The sequence below is a fragment of the Leptospira wolbachii serovar Codice str. CDC genome, assembly GCF_000332515.2.
In the GTDB taxonomy this organism is placed as follows: domain Bacteria; phylum Spirochaetota; class Leptospiria; order Leptospirales; family Leptospiraceae; genus Leptospira_A; species Leptospira_A wolbachii.
Genome location: NZ_AOGZ02000014.1, coordinates 819824 through 844150 on the forward strand (window position 1 = coordinate 819824; position 24327 = coordinate 844150).

At 40.5% G+C, this 24327-nt stretch carries 22 protein-coding genes; 13 read left to right on the forward strand and 9 right to left on the reverse strand.

The window, feature by feature from the left end:
- Positions 1–4 precede the first annotated feature (4 nt).
- Positions 5–769, reverse strand: a complete 765-nt coding sequence (locus tag LEP1GSC195_RS09325; RefSeq protein ID WP_015680808.1) for an LOG family protein — start codon at positions 767–769, stop codon at positions 5–7.
- 34 nt (positions 770–803) lie between these two features.
- On the opposite strand from LEP1GSC195_RS09325, the gene LEP1GSC195_RS09330 reads away from it, so the two are divergent.
- Positions 804–1652, forward strand: a complete 849-nt coding sequence (locus LEP1GSC195_RS09330) for a hypothetical protein (RefSeq protein WP_015680679.1) — start codon at positions 804–806, stop codon at positions 1650–1652.
- Here the strand turns inward: LEP1GSC195_RS09330 and LEP1GSC195_RS19530 are convergent.
- Positions 1603–1812, reverse strand: coding sequence for a hypothetical protein (locus tag LEP1GSC195_RS19530; RefSeq protein ID WP_002973090.1), 210 nt, complete (start codon positions 1810–1812; stop codon positions 1603–1605). The two genes, LEP1GSC195_RS09330 and LEP1GSC195_RS19530, sit on opposite strands and share 50 nt — an antisense overlap.
- 57 nt (positions 1813–1869) lie before the next feature.
- Positions 1870–2766, reverse strand: a complete 897-nt coding sequence (locus tag LEP1GSC195_RS09335; RefSeq protein ID WP_015682557.1) for an aldose 1-epimerase — start codon at positions 2764–2766, stop codon at positions 1870–1872.
- A gap of 55 nt (positions 2767–2821) precedes the next feature.
- On the opposite strand from LEP1GSC195_RS09335, the gene sppA reads away from it, so the two are divergent.
- Genes sppA through LEP1GSC195_RS09350 form a run of 3 tightly spaced genes read left to right on the forward strand, consistent with a single transcriptional unit; the run spans position 2822 to position 5959 of the window.
- Positions 2822–3820 carry a signal peptide peptidase SppA gene (gene sppA, locus LEP1GSC195_RS09340; RefSeq protein ID WP_015682201.1) on the forward strand — a complete coding sequence of 333 codons (999 nt, stop codon included), beginning with the start codon at positions 2822–2824 and terminating at the stop codon, positions 3818–3820.
- Between the two features lie 20 nt (positions 3821–3840).
- Positions 3841–5268: an MBOAT family O-acyltransferase gene (locus LEP1GSC195_RS09345; protein ID WP_015682717.1), complete on the forward strand. Its 1428-nt coding sequence runs from the start codon at positions 3841–3843 to the stop codon at positions 5266–5268.
- Positions 5234–5959, forward strand: a complete 726-nt coding sequence (locus LEP1GSC195_RS09350; RefSeq protein WP_015682255.1) for a hypothetical protein — start codon at positions 5234–5236, stop codon at positions 5957–5959. The genes LEP1GSC195_RS09345 and LEP1GSC195_RS09350 overlap by 35 nt, the downstream gene beginning before the upstream one ends.
- Before the next feature lie 56 nt (positions 5960–6015).
- Here LEP1GSC195_RS09350 and LEP1GSC195_RS09355 read toward each other — a convergent pair whose 3' ends face one another.
- The 3 genes from LEP1GSC195_RS09355 to LEP1GSC195_RS09365 all read right to left on the reverse strand — a co-directional run bounded on the left by LEP1GSC195_RS09355 (position 6016) and on the right by LEP1GSC195_RS09365 (position 10177).
- Positions 6016–6456 (reverse strand): tetratricopeptide repeat protein, encoded by a 441-nt coding sequence (locus LEP1GSC195_RS09355; RefSeq protein ID WP_015681766.1) that lies wholly within the window; start codon positions 6454–6456, stop codon positions 6016–6018.
- Positions 6457–6801: 345 nt separating this feature from the next.
- Positions 6802–9219, reverse strand: coding sequence for a penicillin-binding protein 1A (locus LEP1GSC195_RS09360; RefSeq protein ID WP_015681176.1), 2418 nt, complete (start codon positions 9217–9219; stop codon positions 6802–6804).
- A 4-nt stretch (positions 9220–9223) separates the two neighbouring features.
- Positions 9224–10177 (reverse strand): MBL fold metallo-hydrolase, encoded by a 954-nt coding sequence (locus tag LEP1GSC195_RS09365; RefSeq protein WP_040506618.1) that lies wholly within the window; start codon positions 10175–10177, stop codon positions 9224–9226.
- A 58-nt stretch (positions 10178–10235) separates the two neighbouring features.
- Here LEP1GSC195_RS09365 and LEP1GSC195_RS09370 point away from each other — a divergent pair, with 58 nt between their 5' ends.
- From LEP1GSC195_RS09370 to LEP1GSC195_RS09380, 3 genes are read left to right on the forward strand one after another with little or no spacing between them, the layout of a single operon-like run.
- Positions 10236–11060, forward strand: coding sequence for a rhomboid family intramembrane serine protease (locus LEP1GSC195_RS09370; protein WP_015681860.1), 825 nt, complete (start codon positions 10236–10238; stop codon positions 11058–11060).
- Entirely contained in the window at positions 11057–11926 is an 870-nt protein-coding gene (locus LEP1GSC195_RS09375; RefSeq protein ID WP_040506619.1) for a lipoate--protein ligase family protein, read from the forward strand. Before LEP1GSC195_RS09370 ends, LEP1GSC195_RS09375 begins: the two co-directional genes overlap by 4 nt.
- The gene (locus LEP1GSC195_RS09380) at positions 11923–13173 is read left to right on the forward strand and encodes a serine hydroxymethyltransferase (RefSeq protein WP_015682371.1); all 1251 of its coding nucleotides are present in this window, start codon (positions 11923–11925) and stop codon (positions 13171–13173) included. Before LEP1GSC195_RS09375 ends, LEP1GSC195_RS09380 begins: the two co-directional genes overlap by 4 nt.
- Here the strand turns inward: LEP1GSC195_RS09380 and LEP1GSC195_RS09385 are convergent.
- A complete protein-coding gene (locus LEP1GSC195_RS09385) occupies positions 13170–13973 on the reverse strand; it encodes an NRDE family protein (RefSeq protein ID WP_015681411.1) in 804 nt (267 codons plus the stop codon). The genes LEP1GSC195_RS09380 and LEP1GSC195_RS09385 overlap by 4 nt on opposite strands.
- Before the next feature lie 104 nt (positions 13974–14077).
- Here LEP1GSC195_RS09385 and LEP1GSC195_RS09390 point away from each other — a divergent pair, with 104 nt between their 5' ends.
- Genes LEP1GSC195_RS09390 through LEP1GSC195_RS09400 form a run of 3 tightly spaced genes read left to right on the forward strand, consistent with a single transcriptional unit; the run spans position 14078 to position 16887 of the window.
- The gene (locus LEP1GSC195_RS09390) at positions 14078–14689 is read left to right on the forward strand and encodes a DUF4254 domain-containing protein (RefSeq protein WP_015680508.1); all 612 of its coding nucleotides are present in this window, start codon (positions 14078–14080) and stop codon (positions 14687–14689) included.
- Positions 14686–15744: a glycosyltransferase family 9 protein gene (locus LEP1GSC195_RS09395; protein ID WP_084597404.1), complete on the forward strand. Its 1059-nt coding sequence runs from the start codon at positions 14686–14688 to the stop codon at positions 15742–15744. Before LEP1GSC195_RS09390 ends, LEP1GSC195_RS09395 begins: the two co-directional genes overlap by 4 nt.
- Before the next feature lie 48 nt (positions 15745–15792).
- Positions 15793–16887 (forward strand): hypothetical protein, encoded by a 1095-nt coding sequence (locus tag LEP1GSC195_RS09400; protein ID WP_015681662.1) that lies wholly within the window; start codon positions 15793–15795, stop codon positions 16885–16887.
- A gap of 18 nt (positions 16888–16905) precedes the next feature.
- Here LEP1GSC195_RS09400 and LEP1GSC195_RS09405 read toward each other — a convergent pair whose 3' ends face one another.
- Positions 16906–18195, reverse strand: coding sequence for a glycosyltransferase (locus tag LEP1GSC195_RS09405; protein WP_015682428.1), 1290 nt, complete (start codon positions 18193–18195; stop codon positions 16906–16908).
- A 49-nt stretch (positions 18196–18244) separates the two neighbouring features.
- On the opposite strand from LEP1GSC195_RS09405, the gene LEP1GSC195_RS09410 reads away from it, so the two are divergent.
- The 3 genes from LEP1GSC195_RS09410 to LEP1GSC195_RS09420 are packed head-to-tail and all read left to right on the forward strand — an operon-like array spanning position 18245 to position 23398.
- The gene (locus LEP1GSC195_RS09410) at positions 18245–19564 is read left to right on the forward strand and encodes an O-antigen ligase family protein (RefSeq protein ID WP_015681258.1); all 1320 of its coding nucleotides are present in this window, start codon (positions 18245–18247) and stop codon (positions 19562–19564) included.
- A 4-nt stretch (positions 19565–19568) separates the two neighbouring features.
- Positions 19569–21545, forward strand: coding sequence for a glycoside hydrolase family 5 protein (locus tag LEP1GSC195_RS09415; RefSeq protein WP_015681468.1), 1977 nt, complete (start codon positions 19569–19571; stop codon positions 21543–21545).
- A complete protein-coding gene (locus tag LEP1GSC195_RS09420; RefSeq protein WP_015681951.1) occupies positions 21542–23398 on the forward strand; it encodes an adenylate/guanylate cyclase domain-containing protein in 1857 nt (618 codons plus the stop codon). Before LEP1GSC195_RS09415 ends, LEP1GSC195_RS09420 begins: the two co-directional genes overlap by 4 nt.
- 485 nt (positions 23399–23883) lie before the next feature.
- On the opposite strand, the gene LEP1GSC195_RS09425 is transcribed toward LEP1GSC195_RS09420, so the two are convergent.
- Complete coding sequence (locus LEP1GSC195_RS09425; protein WP_156827650.1) at positions 23884–24318, reverse strand: hypothetical protein; 435 nt, start codon at positions 24316–24318, stop codon at positions 23884–23886.
- Between the last annotated feature and the right edge of the window lie 9 nt (positions 24319–24327).

Sequence of the window (24327 nt, forward strand, 5' to 3'; positions counted from 1 at the left end):
TTCGCTATGTTTTTGTACCCTCAGAATGGGTCAATTCGAAACGAATCTTTTCCTGAAAGAATCGAAGTGCATCCACGGGTGTGTCTGCAAATCCAAATAATTTTAAGTCCTCTTCAGAAATCAGATGCATCTCGGCTAGTTTTTTGAAATTGATCACTTGTGTCCAAAATTCTGTCCCATACAATAGAATGGGAATCTTTGTTTTTTTTCCGGTCTGGACAAGAGTTAAGGTTTCAAAAAGTTCATCAAAGGTTCCAAATCCCCCAGGAAAAGCAATCATCCCTCGGCAAGTTTTCATGAACCAAAGTTTTCTCATAAAAAAATAATGAAACTCAAAGGCAAGTTCAGGATCCACATAAGGATTTACATGTTGTTCGTGAGGGAGAACAATATTGAGGGCTACTGATTTGGAACCGGCTTCTCTGGCACCACGGTTTCCTGCTTCCATAATTCCCGGTCCCCCTCCCGTGCAAATGTTCAAATTTCTGGAAGGATTTTCCTGTTTCAAAATATCAGCCCATTCAGAAATCAATCGTGAAAACTCACATGCCTCCTGATAATAATGGCTTAAAGAGGAGAGAGGAGAAGGCGGATTCTGTTTGGGTGCCTCTGGCGCAGGAATTCTTGCCGAGCCGAAGACTACGATGGTATCTGTGATTCCATGAGTTTGGAATTCCGACTTAGGGTGGAGGTATTCGGAAAGGATACGGATAGGGCCGGCTTCGTTCCCCCATAAAAAACTTTGATTCTCAAAGGCTAAATCATTCATCTTGTTATCATAGATCGACCGAATGGTATAAAAAATGCGGAAATTCCCAAAAACACTCAACGTCTCTATTTCTTTAGAACATCTCCCTATGACAGAGACCGATTTAAAACAAATCTGTTTGGATTGGGAGGATCTGGGGTTTCCTTTCTTTCGACCCGCTGTGGTTTTGGACTGGGAAACACGAACTTTGCCTTTAGGTAAATCCAGATTGGACCTAGATTTAATACTATCACTTCGGTTTTGGCAAAGTTTAAGTGATTGGATTTTGCCAAAATGGTATTCCCAAAAAAAACGAGGCCAACTAACAGGAATATTACGGAACCAACTTCTTTCAAAAGATAGGGAATACAAACCAAATTCCTTTTCGGAACGTTGGAGCCGTTTTTGGAACACTCCCCTTTCCCTTACATGGTCACATTTAGGATTCACGAAACTACGTATGGACCTAAATTTAGAAACGGATTTCTTTTCGAATGCTCATCCCCTTTCTTTTGATGGGGAAAAGAAATTCTACTTTCGCACTGGGTATCTAAAAACCATCCACTACCGATTGACTAAAAAAGAATTCAAAATGCCCTATCCAAAGTTTGCGGAAGTGTACATCAAAACACGAGACAAACATAAAGATGAAAGTTTAGGCGGGGTTTTTTATAGTTTTATCGGATATTTACTCGAAAAAAAGGGCGACGAATACCTGTTACCATACTGGGGATTTTCATCCACACTACCGGATTCCATACGGGACCTAGTTCCAGAAGAAATCTGGAACTTCACGAACGCACCTAGTCCACTCCTATGGAAAGAAAAAAATCTTTTGGGAAAGGAATTAGAATTTAGGACTGTCTACCAGGTTTCCACTTCTTCGCCAAATCATCCAAGATGATAAAACGAGAGTTTTTACCAATGACAACCTCATTGATTTTTTTATCTTGTAATGCTCGGTAAACAGAGGTTCGGCTAGTGTTTTTCTTTTCAGCGAAGTACTTGATCTCCAATAAATTTTTACTGATTTGTTTGCATGTATTCACTAGTGCATCTGACATTGTTGAACTAACCTCTCCTGACTTAGACAGTTTGTTCGTTAAAGAGATTACAAATTTTTAAAAACGATCCAAACGAATGGAGAATTCTATCCGTTTTTCTGTCTTTGCCGCTATGGTTTTAGGATTACCACCAGGGAAGTGTAAAAAATTCCCAGTTCCCGTCATAGGTTCAATCGCTATAGATCTTCGATCTTGTGGAGTATAGACTTGATAAAACTCACCACCTTGGATGATTAGTTTTTCTTTTTTATTCATAGAGAAAAGCCCAATATAAGAATTTTGTCCATGGATGGCCGAGTAAAGGTCATCTAAATTCTTACCCATCAACGTCTCTTCAGAATTAAGTACAACATCTTCTGTTTGAATTTTCTCTGGTAGGAGATAATCCCCTAACTTTACTTTATGAAACCCGGAACCAAATAAAAAAAGATCATCGATGGATTCATCTTCATTCCAACGAAAGTAGGGATGGATTCCGAGTGCAAAAGGAAATTCTGTATCCGATTCATTGGCCAATCGATAAATGATCTTTAACTCTGAGGGGAAAAGTCGGTAACATTCTTTCACTTGGATTTGGGATAACAAAGTACCTTTCCAAATAGAAGGGATTTCCATTTCGAACTCAGCATAAGATTCTTTGTCACTCAACTCTTCTTTTACCAAATGCCTGGGAAGGTTGTGGTAGAGGCCATGTAAGGGAATTCCATTCCCATCGGTCAACCAATGCGTGCTGGGATAAAAAGGTTCTCTGGCCCAAGGATTGGGTTCTAAACGATTCACCCAAGGAAACATAAGAAAAGACCCGGATGCGAAAAAAGGATCAGGGGCCTTATGTCCAGAAACAACGGACACGGATTTTCCGTCCACTGGCGAAAGGAGATGCAAACCAAGCCATTGGCCACCGCCTGTAGGGTGGGTTTCAAAACAAGACTGTTTTGTTTTCAGTTGGTACAAGATTTATCTCCCAAAAATGATTGAAGTCATAGTTTGCCATCTTAGAAAGGTTTGTATGCCTTTAAGAAAGCCTTTTCTTTTCGTTTGTATCGTTCTTCTTTCGGTTCTTTTTGCCGAATCTTGTGTCATTGGGAACAGTCTGAACTTGTTACCACAAAGTGGCAAGGCTGATTTCGAAGAGAAACTCATTGCCGGAAGGGATCAAGAAAAAATCGTTATCATCTCCATCGAAGGTATGATTTCGGATGATTCCAAAGAAACCTTTTTTGGTACTTCCACGGAATCCATGGTCGCTCGGATCAAAGAGTCTCTGAAATATGCAGAACGAGATCCAGATGTAAAGGGTGTGATTTTAAAAATCAACTCACCTGGTGGCACGGTCACAGCAAGTGACATTATCTACCAAGAAGTTCTCAAATTTAAGAACAGAAAGTCCATTCCTGTGTTTGCAGGATTTATGGATACCGCAGCGAGTGGAGCCTACTACATCGCAATGGCAACAGACGCTATCGGTGCTCACCCAACAACTGTTACAGGATCCGTAGGTGTCATCATGTCTGGGATCAATGTAAAAGAAGGTTTGGATAAAATTGGTGTGAAGGATCAATCCTTTACCTCTGGCCCAAACAAAGCGCTTGGTTCACCTACTACCGAGATGACTGGGGAACAAAGAAAAATACTTCAATCTATCATTGATAGTTTGTATGGTCGTTTTTTTGAGATCGTCAAAAAAGGAAGACCAAACGTAGGAGAGACTCGCCTCAGAGAAATTTGTGATGGAAGAATCTTTACTGCAGAACAAGCCAAAAAAGAAGGAATGATTGATTTCATCGGCTACTTTGATGACTTTGTTTACCAAATGATGCAACATCCAAAATTCCAAGGGAATCGCACAGGAAATCCTCGTGTCATCACTTACCAAAGAGGAAAAGGTCGTGTGGACAACATTTACCAAGCAACTGATGGTAACAAAAATCCTTTTTCTTTAGGAATTGCTGATAAAATTTTAGGAACAGGAACCAATGCTAAATTTCTTTATCTTTGGGATCTATAATTTTTAAGGCCAACTAATCAATGTTATTTAATTCTATTCCCTATTTACTGCTTTTTGCTTTCACGTATTTAATTTATTGGAATATTCCACAAAAAGGAAGAAAACCTTTATTGGTTATTTCTTCCCTAATTTTCTATGCATATTTCAGTTTTCCTTTTTTGTTCCACTTCCTACTTGTTATTTTAGTTAACTATGGGTTTAGCGAATGGATCTTTCGTAAAAAAGACAAAGGAGAAAAATACGGCCATTTACTGTTTAGTATTGTTGCATTAAACCTAATCAATTTAGGTTTTTTTAAATACTTCTACTTCATTACAGGTTCCCTATTTTCTTTGACTGGTTATCCTTCCTTTAAAGAAATCGCAGGTTCTTGGAGTATATTTTTACCTCTTGCCATTAGTTTTTATACCTTTCAAATCATTGCGGTACAGGTGGACATCCATAGAGGAATCATTGAAAAAAGAATGTCCGCAGTGGATTATTTTTTATTCATACTTTTTTTTCCGCAATTGATTGCAGGTCCCATCATGCGTTCTCAGGATTTCCTTCCGCAACTAGACCATCCAACAATTGATTCGGACCGAATGAAAAAAGGCCTATTCCTCATTATTGGTGGTCTTTTTAAAAAAGTAATCATCGCAGAAAACATTGCACCAATCATTTCTCCTATCTATATGGATCCGTCCAAATTCGATAGTTTTTCGATATTTTTTAGTGTTCTTGCATTCGCCGTACAAGTGTATTGTGACTTTTCTGGATACACGGATATGGCCCGCGGTTCGGCAAACCTACTTGGGTATGAGATTCCTGAAAACTTCCAAGGACCATTTTTTTCCCAATCGTTCCGGGAACTTTGGTCTAGATGGCATATCACACTTTCTTCCTGGTTACGCGATTATATCTATATCCCGCTGGGGGGAAGTAAAGGATCTATCTTTCGTTCGAATTTAAACTCTTTTATCACAATGTGTCTTGGAGGACTTTGGCATGGTGCCAATTGGGCTTTCGTGTTATGGGGGGCCTATTTGGGTGCTTTGATATGGATTGAAAGATCATTGTATTTGGGTCGGGGGAAAAAGAAACTTCTTTCAGACTCCATTCCCTTTATTGGAATTTTCCGTACGATAGTCATCTTCATCACCTTTTCTTTCTCCGGTGTATTTTTTCGCGCCGCCGCAAGAGGTGAGGAATCGATGAATGTAGCCTTCGAAATCTTTAAAGGTGTTTTGACTTTCCGCAATACTGGGGAAACATTAAGTCGAGTGGATGAGTTACCGACCTTTATTGCTTTGGGTTTTATGTTTAACTGGTTCCAACACTCCAACTTTGTGTATGAAAAACTAAAACCATACCAAAATATCCTCCTTCCGTTTCTATCCGTAGTCATCTTGCTGCTACTAGGAATCTTTGGAGATGGTGGACAAGATTTTATCTACTTCCAGTTTTAAATCTTCCCTTCTCAAAAGTAGGGACTATCACAAAAGATCGGAAAGGATGATTCCCATTCTTTCCGTTTGCATCTTACTTTTTAATTTGCAGTGCGCTCCCAAAATGGAATGGATTCGCTCCCTTCCTTCTGAGTATCCAAGGGATAATAAAATCACCCTTGGATTCTATTCACGACCGGCTGAAAAAAAATCGGCATTTGGATCCAGACAATTCCTGCTGTATTGGAAGGAAGAAATTCATTTACTACCCAACTCCCAATTCACAAAAGTTTGGAGCGAGTGGAAAGTATATAAAGACCATTCTGAATTCCGCCATAAAGTAGGATTGGGAAACTTTGAAAAGTCTGGGGATTGGGTTCTGTTACAGACAAACAAACTCACTGAATCAGACTGTGTTTCCTCCGAGAAAACAAAAACCATTCCAGATGGCGGAGATTGGTCAAAGTTGTTTCCCTGTTCTTCGTCAATTTCGCCAAACAACCGTTCGATAAATCATCGATTGTTATATTATTATGATGGGAAATCACTTTATCCCTTACAATATGAATCGGGATACACGGAAGCTAACTTTGGCATTGCTTGGGAATCAGACCTTCCCTACACCAAGTCGAATTTGTTTGAAAAAGCTAAATTGAAATATGGAAAAAAAGAATTCCAACCCCACGTGTACAACCACGTGAAGTTGGATTGATTCGAAGATGAATCAAAAAAGGGTAACCATCTCTAGAAAGAATCATTACATATTGTTTATCTAAAAGCCACTACTGCACAAACACGTGCATATTCTTTATGTTCTACATTTGCTTTTTGTTCGAATTTAGTAATTCCATGTTGGCGGAAACCTTCACTTGCTTTTTTAGCAAAAGTGGATGCTTCGCAAAAGTTCCCTGCTTTGGAATGGGCAAGGCTTGCTAAGTATTGGATGGAAGCAAAACTTTTGTGTTCGCTCATTCCAATCGCTTCTCTAATTTTAATGGCTCGTGAATAATGTCCGGAAGCCAAATCAAACTCTCCCATCCCCTCTTCTTCACTGGCAAGTTTTACCAGTTCGTTGGAGATTGCTGTCAGAGTTTCTTTGTCGTATTGGTTAATTAGGGAATCTAGGTCTTCATTCATAAAAGAAGACTCTCCAGCTGAAATCGAAGCAGTTAGTGCCAAAACTAGAATGGGTAGAATTGCTTTTTTCATATTCCCTCCGAACCAATTGTTCTCTTACAATAATGCAACTATCGTGCCAGGGCCAAAGTGCCACAAAACACGGAAGAATCGCAATTGGGAGAGTCAGCAGAGGGAACTTAGGACCAAAATGCTTAAATAGTACGCACAATGGTGAATTTGAAATAAATTTCCTAACCGATGAATGAGGAAGAAAGAAGGGAATTACGAAGCTGTCGGAAAGCCTTAAGCGAAGGGACTCCGAAGGGAAAGCCGGGAGATTGGTGACTGAATCTGACTGCGGGTGGAAAAGAAAGCCGCCTCGCTTTACGTCTGCGGCATCCTTCCCTTGGGGAGAGGTCGAAAAAAGGGAGAACCTTATTTCAATTCTTCATCGGAGATCTCTAATTCTCTTTGGAGAAAGTCGGTTAGGTCCATGGACCGGTAGTGGTCACGATCCCCATCACACTGTCTACCACCGGGAACGGCCAAAGTTCGACCTGCAATGGTAATCGGTTTTAAAAATAAGTTCCCCGTCAAAGGACAGTTAGGTCCTGGAGACAGACCATTAAAAGCACAAGTGGCTCCCTTAACGACATCTGCTGGGATCTCTTCTGCACGTCCATTGGGATAAAATACCGGGTATGGGCCTTCGTTGTACCAGCGAGAGTAGATTTTTCCCCAAATCGGTGCTGCCACTCCTGCCGCAGTGACCCCTTTTCCAAGAGAAAGCGAGGATTTATCAAATCCCATCCAAACGATGGATGTGTATTTTGGGTCGAAACCTGCATACCAAACATTGGTATAAGAAGAAGTGGATCCAGTTTTTCCACCAGACTCTCCCTTATAATTTCCTTTGTCGGCTGCACGAAGGGCTTGTGTGGGAGTTCCTCCCATTGCCACACCAATTAACATTTGTTTAATGATATAAGCAGTAGCCTCGGGAATAATTTGGATAGATCCATTTTTTGCCTCTTCGGCAAGAGTCTCCTGGACTTCCTTTTCTTTATTGTAAACCACAGTTCCACTTTGGTTGAGAACATAACGAACACTAAAAGGAATTACATCTTTACCTTTGTTAGCAAGAATCGAGTAACCAAGTGCCATTTCATAAGGGGTCAGTTCTGCCACACCCAGGGCCAAAGCGGGGCCAGTGGGGAACCTGGATTTATTTGTTTTTGTTACTTTAGAAGCAAAATCAATCACCGAATCGGTTCCTGTTCTCATAAGCACTTGAACAGAAACAATATTTAAGGATAAAGAAAGTGCACGAGAGAGAGGAACCATTCCTCTAAAATCTCCAGAGATGTCTTGCGGCGAATACCCTTCTCCTTCTTCCGTAATTGTTGTGAGAGGGGCATCCATAATTCCTGTTCCGGAACCAACGGCTCTATTCTGGATGGCTGCCGCATAAACAAAGGGTTTGAAAGCAGATCCGGTCTGGCGTCTCGCCTGCATAGCTCGGTTAAACTGGTTTTTGGGAGAGAACCTAGAACCACCTACCATCGTTTGGATATATCCTGTTTGGTGGTCAATCGTGACAATAGCACCTTCTACGTGTAAGTTGGAAGAAAATACAAGAGAAGACCTTTGGAATTCTTTCACTGCAGAACTTTCGTTCTCCGAAGGGATAAAGTCAGTCAAAAGTTCCAAGGCAGGAGCCATTTCTTTTTCTAAATGAAGGCGAAATACTTGTCTATCATCCAGACTAGTTACATAAGGCACTCCCACTGGAAAAATAGAACCGAATAAATTGTATAAAGAAACAAGACCTCTGTCCGCACGACCCACATAACGAAAGTTTGCTCCGAATGCATATTTATCTTGTTCGATGAGGCCTTTCCTGAGTTCTTCTTCCGCGATCTCTTGTTTTCTAACGTCGATCGTTGTATACACTCGTAAACCACCAGTATACAATGCCTCTTCCCCAAGTTCCTTCTCTAAAATTTGACGTACCCATTCTGTAAAGTAAGGAGCTCTGTTGAGTTTGGCCCCCCAAGTAGATCGAGAAGGAGATTGAGTGATGACAACAGGCCAATATCTATCCCAAAAATCATCGTGGATTTTTTGCACTTGGTCTTTGGGAATGAATCCATTTTTTGCCATAAGGCCCAAAACAACCAACTGCGCTTGTTTTGCTTCTTTTGGGTTTTTAAATGGGGAATAGGTAACCGGAGCTTTCGGTAGACGTGCAAGCATGGCCGCTTCTGCGATACTTAAATCTCTTACATCTTTCTGAAAATAAACATTCGCAGCAGAAGAAAGGCCTGTAGTTCCATGACCCAAATAAATTAAGTTAAAATAAATTTCTAAAATTTCTTCTTTGGTGTACTCTTGTTCAATTTGTAAGGTGAGGAGAGCCTCTAAAAACTTACGACCAAAGGTTTTTTTCCTTTGTTGTAAAATGGTTTTTGCTAACTGCTGGGTGAGAGTAGACCCGCCTTGGACAATTCGTCCAGCAAATACGTTTTTAATCGCCGCACGAACTATCGCTAAAAAATCGATCCCGAAGTGATTGAAAAAGTTATCATCCTCAACAGAAAGAAATGCATGAATGACATGGGGAGGAATGTCACTGTATTTTAATAATTCTTGTTTGTGGCGATAGAGTTCTGCGAACAAAACTCCATTGGAATCATAAAGTTTAGTAGGTGTTGTGGGTTGGTAGGATGCCAACTTTTGTAACTCTTTTCCTTTATTTACCTCAGATAAGATATATCCAAAAAAGAAACCACCGAGGAGTGCAATGCTAAAGAAAGTAGTAATAGTGATTCGAAGTGTTTTTTCTTTGTTCATAGTATTATAGGTGGAATCGCAATCCTTCCCTTGCTAAATGAATTTTTAATTTTTTTTCGCCTAACTGTTCTTTGTGGAGCTTGGCATCATTATAAATTTCGTAAATTTTTTCATCGGAGTAACTTGGTTCGTGATGAGTTAAAACTAAATTCTTTACCTTCCACGAGGAGGCACAATTCACAGACATAGTGTATGCTGTGTGCCCCCAGTCAAACTTGGAGAAAGATTCGTCTAACGTGTATTGTGTGTCGAGTATGAGTAAATCCGCCTCGGCAAAGAAGGGATGGCATTCATGGATTAAGTCCATGTCCCCTCCCGTAAACTCAGCATCGGTGGCAAAAATAAATATTTTTCCGGCACGATTTGTAAACTTATAAGCAAAAGACCCACCTGGGTGTTTCAGTGGGTAACACTCCACTTTCATTCCTGATGCAAATTCCAGAACATCTCCCGGAAAAAAAAGTTTAAAGTCCTTGGCCGATCCTGTTCCATCCAAAGGAACCGGAAAGTATTCTGGTTCTTGTTGTTTTTGGAGTCTGGATTCCAAATCCGAATAGGGAGAATAAAAATTAAGAAGGAAATCGGGAAAATAAATGGGTTTGAAAAAAGGAAGGCCTTGGATATGGTCCCAGTGGGTGTGGGTAATAAAAAATGAAACTGTCCTTTTTAGCTTAGTGGAAAGATAATCGGAGACAAGTTCGTCCCCTAAATTCCTGAGACCCGTTCCCATGTCCAAAATATAGACTTCTCCCTCATCGTCTGTGACAGAAACACAAGTGGTGTCAGAACCTGTGACAAATTTTAGATGGTAAGGAAGGTCTTGCCAAAATTCATCCGCCGAAACCCGAGCCCCCGTTTGCCTATAGAGGTCCAGAATATCGATAATTTTTTTGCGGTAGTCTTGGTTTCGGAGGGGACTCGCTATGGAGCCGCGGACTCCGTAGAGTTGCACAATCACTTCCTCGATGCTAGGAAATCGACTTTCCTTGTCACTCAAGATTTGCGACCTTGAATTTATGGCCTCTCGTTACCCAGGATATGAACTCCGATTTGGACCTCCCATGGTTCCCGTTGTACGCACTCTCATGATTATCAATGCAATTCTTTTCCTTCTGCAGATGGCAACGAAATTGGCTTTTCATTCTCCTATCATAGAACTGTATTTCGGGCTTACTCCGGAATTGGTTTTTCACGGTTGGGTCTGGCAACTCTTAAGTTATGCCTTCCTCCACGGAAGTTTTCTTCATATTCTTTTTAATATGCTGAGTCTTTGGATGTTTGGTTCAGAACTGGCAGAAATTTGGGGAGAACGGGCTTTTTTAAAGTTCTATCTGTTTACCGCATTTTTAGGTGGGATTTGTACCATTGTTGCCCATTTTTTTGGCGTCTCCCAGGGACTTGTCGTTGGTGCCAGTGCCAGTATCTATGGCCTCCTCGTTGCTTATGCAATGACTTGGCCCAATCGTGAACTTTTAGTTTTTCTGATTTTTCCCATGCGGGCCAAATACTTTGTCATGATCGTTATGCTTATGGTCCTTTTTGCGCAAGGGGAACGTGTGGCCCATTTTGCTCACTTAGGAGGAGCCATTGGCGGCTTCCTGTTAATGAAAATCTATACTGGTTGGAAAAATACAAAAGCATCCGTTCCGACTTGGTCTTTGTCACGATATCTGCAAAAACGTAGGTTTTTAAGGTACCAAGAGGAAATGGCCAAAAGAGAAAATGCGAAAACAAAAGTGGATGAACTTTTGGAAAAAATTTCTAAAAATGGAATGGAATCCCTATCTCGTAGCGAACGAAAATTCCTCAATGATGCTTCGCAAAAATATTTCAACGAGTGAATTCTAAGGTATTTTATTTTCCACAAATCCCTCCCAGATCACCTTACTATAATTTGGCGATTGAAGAGGCATTGTCTCTTCAGTTGGTTTCGCAAAATCTCACTGCGGGAGTGAGACTCTGGAAAAATCCAGATTCCATTATTTTAGGCCTTTCTGAAAATCCCTTCCGCAATATCAAAGAAGAAGTGGTAAAAAGATACGAAACGGAAGCCCGCACCAAGGGATTCCAAAAAAAACCAAAACCTAATTTTTGTTATATTGCTCGGCGAGCGTCGGGAGGAGGAACTGTATTTCACTCCCTCACAGGAAATATCAACTATTCCCTCTATGTGAATTTAAACGAAAGAAAAGAACTCTTTCCCGTCAAAGATTCCTATGGTATTTTACTTGGGATTGTGACAAAATCTTTAGAAAGGCAAAACATCCATTGTACTCCCAAGGGAAAATCGGATTTAGTTTTAGAAAAAAATGGAATCTTTAAAAAGATTTCCGGGAATGCCCAGTTTCGAAAACGCAACTGCATTGTCCAACATGGCACATTGATTTTGGAAGAAACTCTCATTGAACGAGTGGCCGAAGTCCTCCACCACCCACCAGAAGAACCTGACTACCGTAAAGAAAGAACCCATAAGGACTTTCTTACTTCCCTTCCCGATTTTTTTTCGGAAAGTATTTGGGCAAAAGATCTAGTTTCCGAAGTTTTTTCCTATTTAGGAGAAAAGGCCCCCGAAGATTTTTCAAAAATTTCCTTCTTTGGCCCGGACTTTTCTACTTTTCGGAAACTCGTCCTCCAGGAATCTGAATCTATTCGTAAGAAGAAATACCAAAATCCAGACTATACACTCCACAGAGAAATTCCCACATGAGTTATTTAGAAAAACAAGATCCTGAAGTTTACGCTGCATTAAAAAAAGAAGACGAACGCCAAGAACATTCCCTCGAAATGATTGCGAGTGAAAACTTTGTTTCGCGTCCAGTTCTCGAAGCTTACCATTCCACTCTCACTAATAAATATGCGGAAGGGTATCCTGGGAAACGTTACTACAATGGTTGTGAAAACGCAGACAAAGTCGAAGTACTTGCGATTGAACGAGCTAAAAAAATGTTTGGAGCTGAATATGCAAACGTTCAACCACATAGCGGGGCTCAGGCGAATATGGCGGTATTTCTTGCCACTCTCGAACCGGGGGATAGTTTTCTTGGGATGAATTTGGCGCATGGTGGCCACCTAACTCATGGTAGTGCGGTCAATATTAGCGGAAAATACTTCAAACCAATCCCTTACGGAGTGGATGAAAAAACAGAAACCATCAATTACGATGAAGTGGCAAAACTTGCCAAAGAACACAAACCAAAACTCATTGTTGTCGGTGCTTCCGCTTATCCAAGAACCATTGATTTTAATAAATTCAGAGAAATTGCCAATGGAATTGGTGCCAAAATCATGGCCGACATTGCACATATCTCTGGTTTGGTGGTTGCAGGTGAACATCCAAGTCCTATTGGTGTTTGCGACTTTGTCACCACTACCACTCACAAAACATTACGCGGACCAAGAGGAGGACTTATCCTTTCCTCTGCAGAACACGAAAAGATTTTAAACTCAAGAGTATTCCCTGGAATCCAAGGTGGACCACTCATGCATGTGATTGCGGCAAAAGCAGTTGCTTTCGGCGAAGCGCTTAGGCCAGATTTCAAAACTTATATCCAACAAGTGGTAAAGAACGCAAAAGTTCTTTCGGAAGTATTCCAAAAACGTGGGTTCCGAGTGGTTTCAGGCGGAACGGACAACCATATCGTTCTTTTGGATGTGTCTGTCAAAGGACTCACGGGAAAAGATGCAGCGGATGGCCTCGATCATATCGGAGTGACCGTAAATAAAAACGCGATTCCATTTGATAGAAATCCACCGGCGGTTGCTTCGGGAATTCGCTTGGGAACTCCTGCTCTTACCACACGAGGACTGAAAGAAAAAGAAATCGAAGCGGTTGGAAATTTAATCTGCGATTATTTGGATCATTTTGGTGATTCTACTTGGGAATCCAAAGTGAAACAAGCGGTAAAAGAAATCACATCCGCTTTCCCAATGAAACAATTCCGATTGGAAGATTAAGATTCGCTAAACTCTAAAACCTCTCTCCGTTCCGTAAATTCATTGGAAAGCGGATCGGAGAAAGTCCTCTCGATGATCTCCACATTCTTTTTTCCATAAAAAACCAAAGTTGATGCCCGAGTTCCATAACCGGGAACACGAATTCGTATCGAAGACAAATACCTCTCTTTATCTAGTCCAATCCCCGTATCAGGAAGGAGCGAGTCCTCTTTCACTAAATCGGAATCACTTAACAATCGAAAAAATTCCGATGCCACTTGGCTGGCCCAGTTCTGGTCTTTCGGGAAAGAATCAAACACCTGTTTTACGCCCAATTTCAATTTTTCTGTCTTGGGCCAAACTGTATTCCAATTGGCATTACTTACAGCATGAAATCCTGGTTCTAAAATTTGGGACTGTAATGGATCCCCGCCGACATAGCCCGCCACTTTCCCATCAAAAACAAATAGATTGAAACCTTCATAGTCTGGCGCTTTTTTTAGAGCTTCTTCTCGGTATTGTTCAGAACTAAAACTTTGGGATGATTTTAAAAAATCCAAAACAAGGTTGCCCCGTGATTTTGGTTTTGGATGAGGAGGTTTTTTAAAATTTCTCACATTGGTGAGAAAAGCTACCTTACAGAAAGCACTGGCTCCAAGCCAAGTCCCCCCTGCTTTCAAATCCTTGCCGGCAATGATTTTGGGATTCGATTCCCAAAGGTGGAGAGGGTCCGTAGGTCTTTCAAAAAACTCATCTCTATTGGAAATGATGACCAGAGGAAAATCGGGGTGGACCCTATAGGCGATCACAACTAGGCACATGTCAGTTCAAATGACAAAACTAGATGGCAAAAGAAAGCGAAAAACCTGGGAAATATTTGGATTGAACGCCAAAAACCATATTAAATCATGAATTGCATTACGATATGAAAGCATTGGAAGCCATAAAAGCCGTCTCTATTTTCCAGGAATCCGTTCTGGATTGGCATAAAAAAGAAGCCCCTCATCCAAATCCTTATCCAGAAGGAAGTTTGGAGTCCACTCTCTACCAAAAAAACCACATCGATACCATCCAGTGGCATATTGAAGATGAAATCCGAAGACCAGACATTGCTTTGGAAGATGTTGTGGCCCTCAAACGAAAGATCGACAAACTGAACCAAGACAGAACCGATATGGTGGAAAAACTCGACGACTTTGTAATGGATATGTTTCGTTCGGTCACACCAAAACCAAATGCACGATTGAATTCTGAATCGCCAGCTTGGTTACTCGATCGTATGAGTATCTTAGAACTCAAAATTTACCACATGGAAGAACAAGTTTCAAGAAAAGACTCTTCTGCTTCCAAAGAACATATCGCCAAATGCCAAGCTAAGTTAGATGTACTCCTAGACCAAAGAGAAGATTTGAAGAAATGTTTGGATGAACTTTTTCTCGACTACTCCGAGGGAACCAAACGAGTCAAAGTTTATCGTCAAATGAAGATGTACAACGACCAAAATTTAAATCCGTCTTTGTATAAGAATCAAAAATGACAAACCTTTTAGTACTACGATTTTCGGCAATGGGGGATGTGGCTTTAATGACACCAGCCCTCATCGCCATTGCAGCAAAATATTCAAATATTCAGCTGACAGTTGTTACTAGAGGAAACTTCGCACCATTTTTCTATAATATTCCTAACCTTAATGTATTAGGAATCAATTTAAAAAAATACAAAGGAATTTTAGGTCTTTGGAGGATGTATCGTGACATCGCCAAACTGGGACCTTTCGGTCATGTCATCGATTTACATGGATCTGTTCGTTCCCGTTTCATTGCATTTTTATTTCGTAGTCAAGGTGTGCCCTACTCCAAAATCATCAAAGGCCGCCGCGAAAAATTAATACAAACAAGACGTTATAATAAAAAATTAAACCAACTCCCCCATACCGTAGAGCGTTATTTAAATGTATTTCGCAAAGCAGGTTTTGATGCTCCCATTCGTAAAGGCCCCTGGCTCAATGTAGATGGAGAATCCAAGATGTATGCTAAAGACTTTCTCAAATCCGTTGGGATTGATAAAAAAGAAGGCCAATGGTTTGGATTTGCACCTTTTGCGGGACATGCTCTAAAAGAATGGAGTTTTGAAAAATGCAAACGACTGGTAGAAGTTTTACTCGATGAATTTCCTGACTGCAACGTATTTCTGTTTGGTGGCAAAGACGAAGCCAAAGAATTAGAAATCCTTCGGAATGGCCAAAAACGCGCTCACATTGTTCAAGGTGGGAATTTAGGAATTCGCGGGGAACTTGGAATTATGGACAGGTTAGATGTTATGATTGGAATGGATAGCTCCAACGTCCACATTGCGGCCCTACTCAAAAAACCTGTGATTGGAATTTATGGAACTACCCACCCTCTTTCTGGATTTGGGCCCTTTGCCCAGGAAGATTCTGGAGTTTTACAAGTGGACCTACCTTGCCGGCCTTGTTCCATTTATGGAAACACAAAATGTTGGCGAGGGGATCATGCATGTATGGAACTGATTGACCCACTAGATGTGGTTCGTCGCATCCGATTGATCCAAAATGTAAATACGCTTTGGTGATTTAAGCAAAGAAATCTAAACTCATCCAAAAGGGATAAGGAGACATTTATGTTATTCCGAATTGAAAAAATGAATTCTCCGAAGACTTTCAAATCTAAACAGAGAACTCCTTTTTTATTTCCGATAAATGTCCATTCCCTTTGTTATCATACGATCCCAAAGCAAGGTATTTTTCTTTTTTTATTACTTTCCCTTTTTCTAAGCGTAGCACAATTAAGAGCGGAAGAATTTTCTTCGGAGTTCCAACCGATCATCCTCCCTTCTCCCAACAAAGCCGACTACGAAGAACAAATCAAATGCCAAGAATTGTATTGTAAAAAGATTTCTTACTCAGAGGACGGAAAGTATTTGTCTGATGTTTGGGAAGAACTGGGAAAAAACGGAGGGAAAGTAGTCGTCGATTATTTAGATTCTCCGCTTTCTCTCAGCGAATCAAAAATGGACGATATCACCGAATACTTACGGGAAATAGCCAAAAGAGACGGCCATGTCAGTTTAGAACCATTTTATATCGCCACAAGAAGTATTGGACTTACGGATGTTCCGATCGTTAAAGATCTTTTTGGATTAAGTTATAATTTATACAAACGAATTCGTTCTGTTGTAAAGTTTGGTAGGATGGGAAATTATAATGCGAAGGTCCTATACCATCCCACAACCGGTAAAGTGTTACAGGTATTTTTCTTCCATAAAAATTATGGAAATTTGTGTAACACAGTGTACTCCACTTGTGATCGCATTGAATACATCGATGATGATTTGTTTGATAAACAACTTTCCCTAAGACTCAGTGAAGTCAATGCAAGAGGAATCGAAGTTCGCTTCAACCAAACTCCTGCCATCCTTCCCCAAATGAAACTCGATATTGGGAATCTTTTGGATACGAATAGGTCGGCCAGACTTTACAAATGGCTCATCATTGCTAAAAAAACAGACACCAAAACGGTGACTCGGGAACGGTTTTTAGGAGTAGAACTTGCGATCAAAGCTTTGGACTATACCTTAAGTGCTTATGAAATTGTAGAAGCAATCCAACTCTATATGCCTGCTCGTAGCAAACAGGCTGAAGTTGTTTACGAAGATACGGAAGAAGGTCGCATCCTTAAGTCTGTAATTTTTTATCCAGCTCCTGCTAAAGATTAGTTTCTAATTTCTACGTTTTCATTGCATAAAATCAAAAAATAGATCAAAGATATTTTGTTTTTTTACCTTACCTTTCATCGCCTCGATCACTTTGGAATACACTTCTTCCATCGCATCCACACATTTTTCCATTTCGTGCCCTGAAGCAATTTGAATGGAATTTTTAGAAAACTTTGCATACTCTTCTGGATTTCGAACAAGTTCCAAGGCACCTTGGGCGATTCCTTTAGAATCAAATGGTTTCGCAATGTATCCGTTTTCGCCGTGGCGAATGAGCTCCGGCAATGCAAACGAATCCACTCCGACAGCAGGAAGCCCACAAGCGATCGCTTCCAAAACAACAAGACCTTGTGTCTCCATTGTGGAGGCAGTCAAAAATACATCATACTTTGGATACTCTTCGTGTAACACGGCATTGGGGATAAATCCTTTAAAACTAACCGCTGCCTGAATGCCCAGATGTTCCGCTTGTCTTTGTAAGGACGGAATGGCAGGACCTTCTCCAATGATGGCAAGTGTTGCCTTGGGATAATGTTCATGGATGGTTTTAAAAGCATTCAGGACCACATCACAATTTTTTTCATAAGAGATTCGACCCACATGTAAAAACTTGGGAGCATCACCACCAGTATAGGTTCTAGGAGTCCCTTGGAATCTTTTTAAATCCATTCCATTGGAAACTACTGTGATGGGACGAGTGATTCCATATTCAATGAGTTGTTCTTTGATAAGATGGCTCGGAGAGATGACCACATCACAACGATTATAGATATCATTACAAATTTTTAAGATGATTTTTTTGCGTATATTGAAGTTATCAAATTTTACAATTTTATCTAACTCATCGATATTTAGTTTTTTCTTAAATTTATTAGCTTTGAAAAAAAGTTTGTCAAGTTTGAACAATCGATAAAAGGAAACATACATTTCCTGTTCTGCCATAAGGGTATGGTAGGTTCCAATCGTTGGAACACCGAATCTTTCAGCAGCATTCACCGCATACAGTCCGAGAAGTCCCGGGGTATGGATGTGGATGAGGTCGGGTTTGAAGTCCTCAATGATCCGTTTGATTTTTCCTGGAGAGGGCAAAACTACTTTGATATCGGGGTAACTCGGCAGGTATCCAGAACGAAATCGAACGACTTGAATGTTGTCCGTCATCCGATCAAAGTCCCCATCACCGTATTTCGGAGCACAAATACAAAACTGATGCCCACGCAAAGCCAAAAGTTCAGAAAAATTCTTAATCGAAACAGCGACTCCGTCGGTTTTTGGCAAAAAAGTATCGGAAAAATATAAGACTCGCAACTGTTACCTCTTTACAAATTGGAGAAAAGCATTAGTCTCATCCAAAGTTATGTTTTACCGAATCTATCGCTTCTTTCTTGCCTTGTCCATCATTTCCTGTGCCCTTTCTGTTTCTCTTAGCCAACTTTTTCTACTCCTTTCTTTTGTTTTTTTCCTCCTTCTTCCTGAAAAACCAAAACTTACAAGCCATTTGGTAAAAATCCTCTTCTTATTTTATATTTGGCAAATTGTAACCGTATTGTATCATTTCTCGGCCTCTGGTTTTGCCATAGATTCCATCAAACACGCGTTTCGTGACGAAATGAAAGACATCTTTCTTGTCACAGCATTTATCGCAGTTCAAGGAATCAAACCGGAAGATAAAAAATATCTCTATAAAACTTTTTTCATTTTTGCTCTTGTGATCGTCATTACAGGTTTTATCTCCATTTTTTCTATGACTAGACTTTCAAGATTGATCTCGGATTTGTATAAAACCTCAGCTTCTTGGCCTTACCAACACCATTACGGCAAAATCACCAATATCAATATTTATCTACCCATAGGGCTTATGAATACCCACCTTACTTTTGGTGGGTTACTCGCATTTATCTTTCCTGGATTTGTCTTTCGATTGTATGCTTCTTGGTATAAAAAAGAATCTTTCTCTAAAATTTCAATCAATGCCATATTACTTTTATTAGTATCAATTGTATTTTTATTTAACAACGCCAGGTCTTCCCTACTTGGTGCTTTGGTAAGCACAATTTTTGGCATTTATATTCTTGTGTTTATTGATAAAGACATTTCAAAAAAAATGTTAAAACGTATCGGGATCTTTAGCCTTATTTTTCTAATCTTGGTATTTGCAGGTTACAAAACAACATCAGCAGTCAAACGAGTCGTCGACCCATTGTTTGGTGGAGAAAAACATACTGACTCGGGAAGGACGTTTATTTGGGATTCCACCTTCCCTCTTATCGAAAAAAATCCTATCTTCGGGATTGGATCAGGAAATTACCAAAAAGAGATTGAGATCTCAAGAAAAGAAAGGGAAAAAGAAAACAAAGAGCTTGGTTTCTTTTATGAAGTGACACAAAGAGGTCATGCACACAACGACTACTTCCATTTAATAGCCGTATTTGGTGGCCCGCAAGGAATACTTTATCTTCTGTTATTTGGGACTATTCTTTACACTCTCTTAAATGGAAACATACCTAAAAAAATCCGATTTATGACTTATGGACTTGTCGGGTTTTTCTTTTCCGGTCTTTTACAATGTTATTTTCAAGATGATGAAGTTTTGATTGTGTTTTACTTTTTACTTGGGTATCTCAATCTTTACGCCGAATCCGAAAAAAAGACGAATGAATTAGAGATAGGAAGATAAATCGATGGCACCAAAAAAGCTCTCTCCCCAAGGCGAATGGTTTGTAGATGTTAGCGGAAGAAAAGTAATTTTACGCGGAATTAACTTGGGCGGTGATACCAAGGTTCCTTATCCAAATGGTGGGACTCAGTTTCCGACCGATTTTTCAGACCATAAAGAAGTCAGTTTTATTGGAAGGCCCTTTCCTCTTTCCGAAGCAGATACACATTTCACTAGGCTCAAACAATGGGGATTTAACGTATTACGTTTATTAACCACTTGGGAGGCAGTCGAACACAAAGGTCCAGGCGAGTATGACGAAGCCTATTTGGATTATTTTACAGAAATCGTTCGGTTGGCTGGGGAATATGGATTTTATGTTTTTGTTGATTTCCACCAAGACGTTTGGTCGCGGATGACCGGTGGCGACGGAGCACCAGGTTGGATTTTTGAAAAACTAGGGATTGATTATCGTAAACTCTCGGAAGCCGATGCGGCAATCGTAATGCAAAGGTCTTATGATTACAAAAGACCTGGGATCCGTCAGGAAGAGAACTATCCAACCATGTGTTGGTCACAAAACTATCGTTATGCTGGTAATGCAATTCTTTGGACTTTATTTTTTGGAGGAAAAGATTTTGCACCAAACTTCCTAATTGATGGGAAAAATGTCCAAGATTATCTTCAAGGTCACTACTTAGGTTGTATGAAACAAATTGCAGAACGAGTGAAAGGTTTCGATTTTGTTTTGGGTTTTGATTCTCTCAACGAACCAGGCAAAGGATTTATCGGTCGAGCCATGAACGATCGAGGCCTTACAAACACTGACGAAGATCCCGCAAAACCAGGATTAGGTTGGTCTCCAATTGACGCACTTTTTTCTTCCCATGGACATGCCATTGATTTACCCTACCTCACACTCAAAGTTTGGAAAGGTGGATTTGTTCCAACAAAAACAGTCACCGTAAACAAAAACCAAGTCTCCATTTGGTTACCAGGTTCGCCAGGTGATCCTTTCCAATTGGAAGGAGCTTATACCATCACTAAAGACGGAACTCCCTTCATCGAACGGAATGATTTTTTCCAAACGGTAAAAGGAAAAACCATAGACTTTGATGCAGATTACTTGATTCCTTTTATGCGCACCGTTGGTGAGACAATTCAAGAAATAAGAAAGGATTGGATGGTCTTTATTGAAAGAGAAGCCTCCGATGCTTTCACCCACCCACATTTGAATGGGGAGGCACCGAAACTAGCGGTAAATGCTGCTCATTGGTATGACATCCTTACCCTCCTTTTTAAAACCTTTCTTTATCCCATTGCAATAGATACTCTCACCAAACGACCTGTATTCGGTAAGTCGGGGATCGAAGCAATGTATGTGCGTCAACTCTCACGCATTAAAAACACCGCAGATTCCGTTCCAGGAAAAATTCCAAGTCTTATCGGTGAGTTTGGAATCCCTTTTGATCTACAAGGGGGCAAAGCATACAAAGAATGGAAAAAAGGAAACCACTCTCCCAAAATTTGGAAACGACATGTGATGGCCCTCGATGCCATGTACAATGCGATGGACCATTTATTCCTTTCCAACACTCTCTGGAATTACACAGCATCGAACGAAAACGATTTGATGGTGGGAGATGGTTGGAACCAAGAAGACCTTAGTGTTTTTTCCAAAGACCAAATCATTCCTGGTTCCGATCCAGATGTTTATGGCGGTGGCGGCCGTGCCATCGAAGGGTTTTGTCGCCCTTACGCTGCATTCACCCAAGGAACTCCTATCAAAATGAAATACGATTTAGAAAACCGAGAATTCCATTTTGAATGGTTATCGGATCTTGCCATAACAGAACCTTGTATCATCAAAGTCCCCCGGTTTGTCTATCCGAATGGCGTACAGATTGTACTATCCAATGCGGAAAAAATTTCAGAAAACGAAGGGGAACTTACAGTCAAAGGGAATGGGGGGAAAGCGAGCCTCATCCTAAAACCACTATGATTGATTTAGAATCCTTACTGCAAAAATATCCCTGGGAAGACAGGTGGAAATCGCTCGCAACACCAATGGATTCTCTTTGGGAGTTCGACCTTCCTGTAACGAGGGAAGAGATTTGGCCCCATTTGATTGATACCTCCGCACTCAATCACAGGATTGGTATGCCTAGGTTTGACTACCAAGAAAAAGATGGGAAGCTGATAGGAAAAACCAGACAAGCTGGTTTCCAATTAGAATGGGAAGAAGTTCCTTGGGAATGGGAATATCTTAAAGAAATTGGGAATGCCCGCATTTACAAAAAAGGATTTGGTCACTACGTTCGCAGCCGAATCATCTTAGAAACGTTAGGTGAATCTAGAAGTAAAGTATACATTTATTTCGGTTGGATCCCTAGAAACTTTTTTATGCGTAAACTTTTACAATATGCTATGCCCAAACTAGAAGTATCTTTTCGCAAAGCACTGAGTGACATAGCCGAAGAGATCAAACATAAAAAACCAAAACCAATTTTGATTCCTGGAAAGGAATTTTCCTTTGTTCCGGAAGCCCAATGGATCCATCCAGAAAAACTGGACAAAGAAACCCAAAACTTGATAGACAAAGGTATTTCTAAAGAAGCAGTTGATTCTGTTTTCCAATGGATCAAAATCACCTCCGACAATGAACTCGACAGAATCCGTATAAAAGAAGTTAGTCGAAAATTAAACCTAGATCCAGATGAAGTTTTATTTTTATTTTTACAAGGTTGTCGGTTAGGAATTTTTACTCTGAGTTGGGACATTGTTTGCCCGCATTGCCGTGGTGTCAGAACAAGCCTCACACGCCTAAGTGACCTGCCATCCAAAGATGAATGCGAGGTTTGCGAAATTGATTTTGATACCACGGGTGTAAACTCCATCGAAGTTACGTTCCACCTCCACCCAAGCATCCGAATTATAGAAAAACAATTCTATTGTGCTGCAGAACCAGCTACCAAACAACACATACTACTTACAAAAACCATTCCTGCTAGAAAATCCTATTCTGCAAGCCTACTCATTGGATCTGGAGTTTTTCGTCTAAGAAAAAAAGGGGATAAAAAATACCGCTTAGTGGATGTTAAATCCTCATACCCACAAACAGACATTTTGTGGTTACCAGAGACCAAAGAAGAAGAAATTAAAGTTTCCCCAAAACCAAATTTGGTCTTTGAAAACGAATCCGACTCCGATGTTACTATCATCCTAGAGGAGCGTAGCGAAGACCAAACAAGCCTTCGGCCTTCAGAAATTTTCAACTACCAAGAGTTTAGAGATCTTTTTTCCGAAGAAGCCATCGCAACCAATTTACAACTAGATATCGGAATCAAAACCATCCTATTCACAGACATAGTTGGTTCAACAAAGTTCTACGAAACCGAAGGAGATCATGGGGCTTTTTTGCAGGTGCGAGAGCACTTTATCAAAACAAACCAAATCATTCAAAACTTTCGAGGAGTCGTAGTCAAAACCATTGGGGACGCTGTGATGGCGAGTTTTTCCAGCCCCTTACAAGCATTAAAGGCTGCCAAAGAAATGCAAGAATGGTTTCATCCCGAAAACCAACATACACCCGTTAGGATACGAATTTCCATCCATACGGGTAATTGCCTTGCCGTAAACCTTAACAGCAACATTGATTACTTCGGAAACACAGTCAACTATACCGCCAAAATCCAATCCGTTACCAATTCAGGTGAGGTTTCCTTTAGCGAAACGATCTTCCGTGACCGCGATGTCCGCGAATACCTACGCTCCGAATCCATCAAACTTCACAAAACAGAATTCCCTCTTCCCTGGGCAGACCGAACCGATTTTGTTTATGTTTGGAAGGTATGAAGTTTACCCATCCCCCACTCCTGCCAACGTCCCGTAGAGAAGACGGGAGGAATAGAGTTTGGCTGGTGCAGAGGTTTTGTCGCCGAACAATTGCTTGGTTGATTTTACCGGAATGGTTCGAGCGACTGTATATCCCTGCCTCGCCACCGCGGGGAACGGGAAACTTGGGTTAAGAGAAGAATGGTAGATAGGGATTCGTTGGTGGAGAGGTTGTGGCGCCTCGAGTTTGTATGGTGGAGCAAAGTTTCACCAAATCATCGACCGCGCTTTACGCTGCATTCTTTTCCTTCGGAAAGGATTTCTGCTCCAATCTGATTTTACTCTCGGAGTTTTTAATCTAATTGTCATGACGTCTTACTCACGTTGGATTCGCTCGGGCGAGGGAGATGAAACTTGAATAGTTAATCGTTGAACCAATGCTACATCTTATTAACTACAATGTATCAATAACAAGTAGAAACTAAGGATCTCTTGTCATTTTTATCTTATCGAACTTGATCTACTTCAAATGAATTAAAAATGCACTTTTCCGGATCATTGCTCCTGGGTAAACATACAATTGAAATCTTATAGACATATTCATTAAATTTTACAGTGACTATTCGAGAAATAAAGTCGGGGGGATCAATGATGATGCACTGACTCGAACATTCTTCAACGGACTGTGCATTCAGCAGAGCAGAATAAAAGGAAACGCTATCCTTAAAAATCTGTTCATCCTCGCTAACTTTGAAAAGTATATTATATAAATTTGAACTAGCTTCAAGATTTGCTCTGATATTTGAAAAATGCCCTCCGCCAGCGCTAAACCGAACCGAATTATCATCTGAAAATCTTTTAGAAAGCCAACCTGTATCTTTTTCAAGAATTTTTTTCACGAATGTTTTTGAAATTGGAGTAAGATCTTTATAAAGATCCATACTTGGGGA

Coding starts and splice junctions, on each gene's coding strand:
- sppA (WP_015682201.1), top strand. CDS start 2,822: ATGCCTTTAAGAAAGCCTTTTCTTTTCGTTTGTATCGTTCTTCTTTCG.
- LEP1GSC195_RS09350 (WP_015682255.1), top strand. CDS start 5,234: ATGGTGGACAAGATTTTATCTACTTCCAGTTTTAAATCTTCCCTTCTC.
- LEP1GSC195_RS09330 (WP_015680679.1), top strand. CDS start 804: ATGCGGAAATTCCCAAAAACACTCAACGTCTCTATTTCTTTAGAACAT.
- LEP1GSC195_RS19530 (WP_002973090.1), bottom strand. CDS start 1,812: ATGTCAGATGCACTAGTGAATACATGCAAACAAATCAGTAAAAATTTA.
- LEP1GSC195_RS09395 (WP_084597404.1), top strand. CDS start 14,686: ATGACAAACCTTTTAGTACTACGATTTTCGGCAATGGGGGATGTGGCT.
- LEP1GSC195_RS09390 (WP_015680508.1), top strand. CDS start 14,078: ATGAAAGCATTGGAAGCCATAAAAGCCGTCTCTATTTTCCAGGAATCC.
- LEP1GSC195_RS09345 (WP_015682717.1), top strand. CDS start 3,841: ATGTTATTTAATTCTATTCCCTATTTACTGCTTTTTGCTTTCACGTAT.
- LEP1GSC195_RS09400 (WP_015681662.1), top strand. CDS start 15,793: ATGTTATTCCGAATTGAAAAAATGAATTCTCCGAAGACTTTCAAATCT.
- LEP1GSC195_RS09415 (WP_015681468.1), top strand. CDS start 19,569: ATGGCACCAAAAAAGCTCTCTCCCCAAGGCGAATGGTTTGTAGATGTT.
- LEP1GSC195_RS09360 (WP_015681176.1), bottom strand. CDS start 9,219: ATGAACAAAGAAAAAACACTTCGAATCACTATTACTACTTTCTTTAGC.
- LEP1GSC195_RS09370 (WP_015681860.1), top strand. CDS start 10,236: ATGGCCTCTCGTTACCCAGGATATGAACTCCGATTTGGACCTCCCATG.
- LEP1GSC195_RS09325 (WP_015680808.1), bottom strand. CDS start 769: ATGAATGATTTAGCCTTTGAGAATCAAAGTTTTTTATGGGGGAACGAA.
- LEP1GSC195_RS09425 (WP_156827650.1), bottom strand. CDS start 24,318: ATGGATCTTTATAAAGATCTTACTCCAATTTCAAAAACATTCGTGAAA.
- LEP1GSC195_RS09420 (WP_015681951.1), top strand. CDS start 21,542: ATGATTGATTTAGAATCCTTACTGCAAAAATATCCCTGGGAAGACAGG.
- LEP1GSC195_RS09380 (WP_015682371.1), top strand. CDS start 11,923: ATGAGTTATTTAGAAAAACAAGATCCTGAAGTTTACGCTGCATTAAAA.
- LEP1GSC195_RS09355 (WP_015681766.1), bottom strand. CDS start 6,456: ATGAAAAAAGCAATTCTACCCATTCTAGTTTTGGCACTAACTGCTTCG.
- LEP1GSC195_RS09410 (WP_015681258.1), top strand. CDS start 18,245: ATGTTTTACCGAATCTATCGCTTCTTTCTTGCCTTGTCCATCATTTCC.
- LEP1GSC195_RS09385 (WP_015681411.1), bottom strand. CDS start 13,973: ATGTGCCTAGTTGTGATCGCCTATAGGGTCCACCCCGATTTTCCTCTG.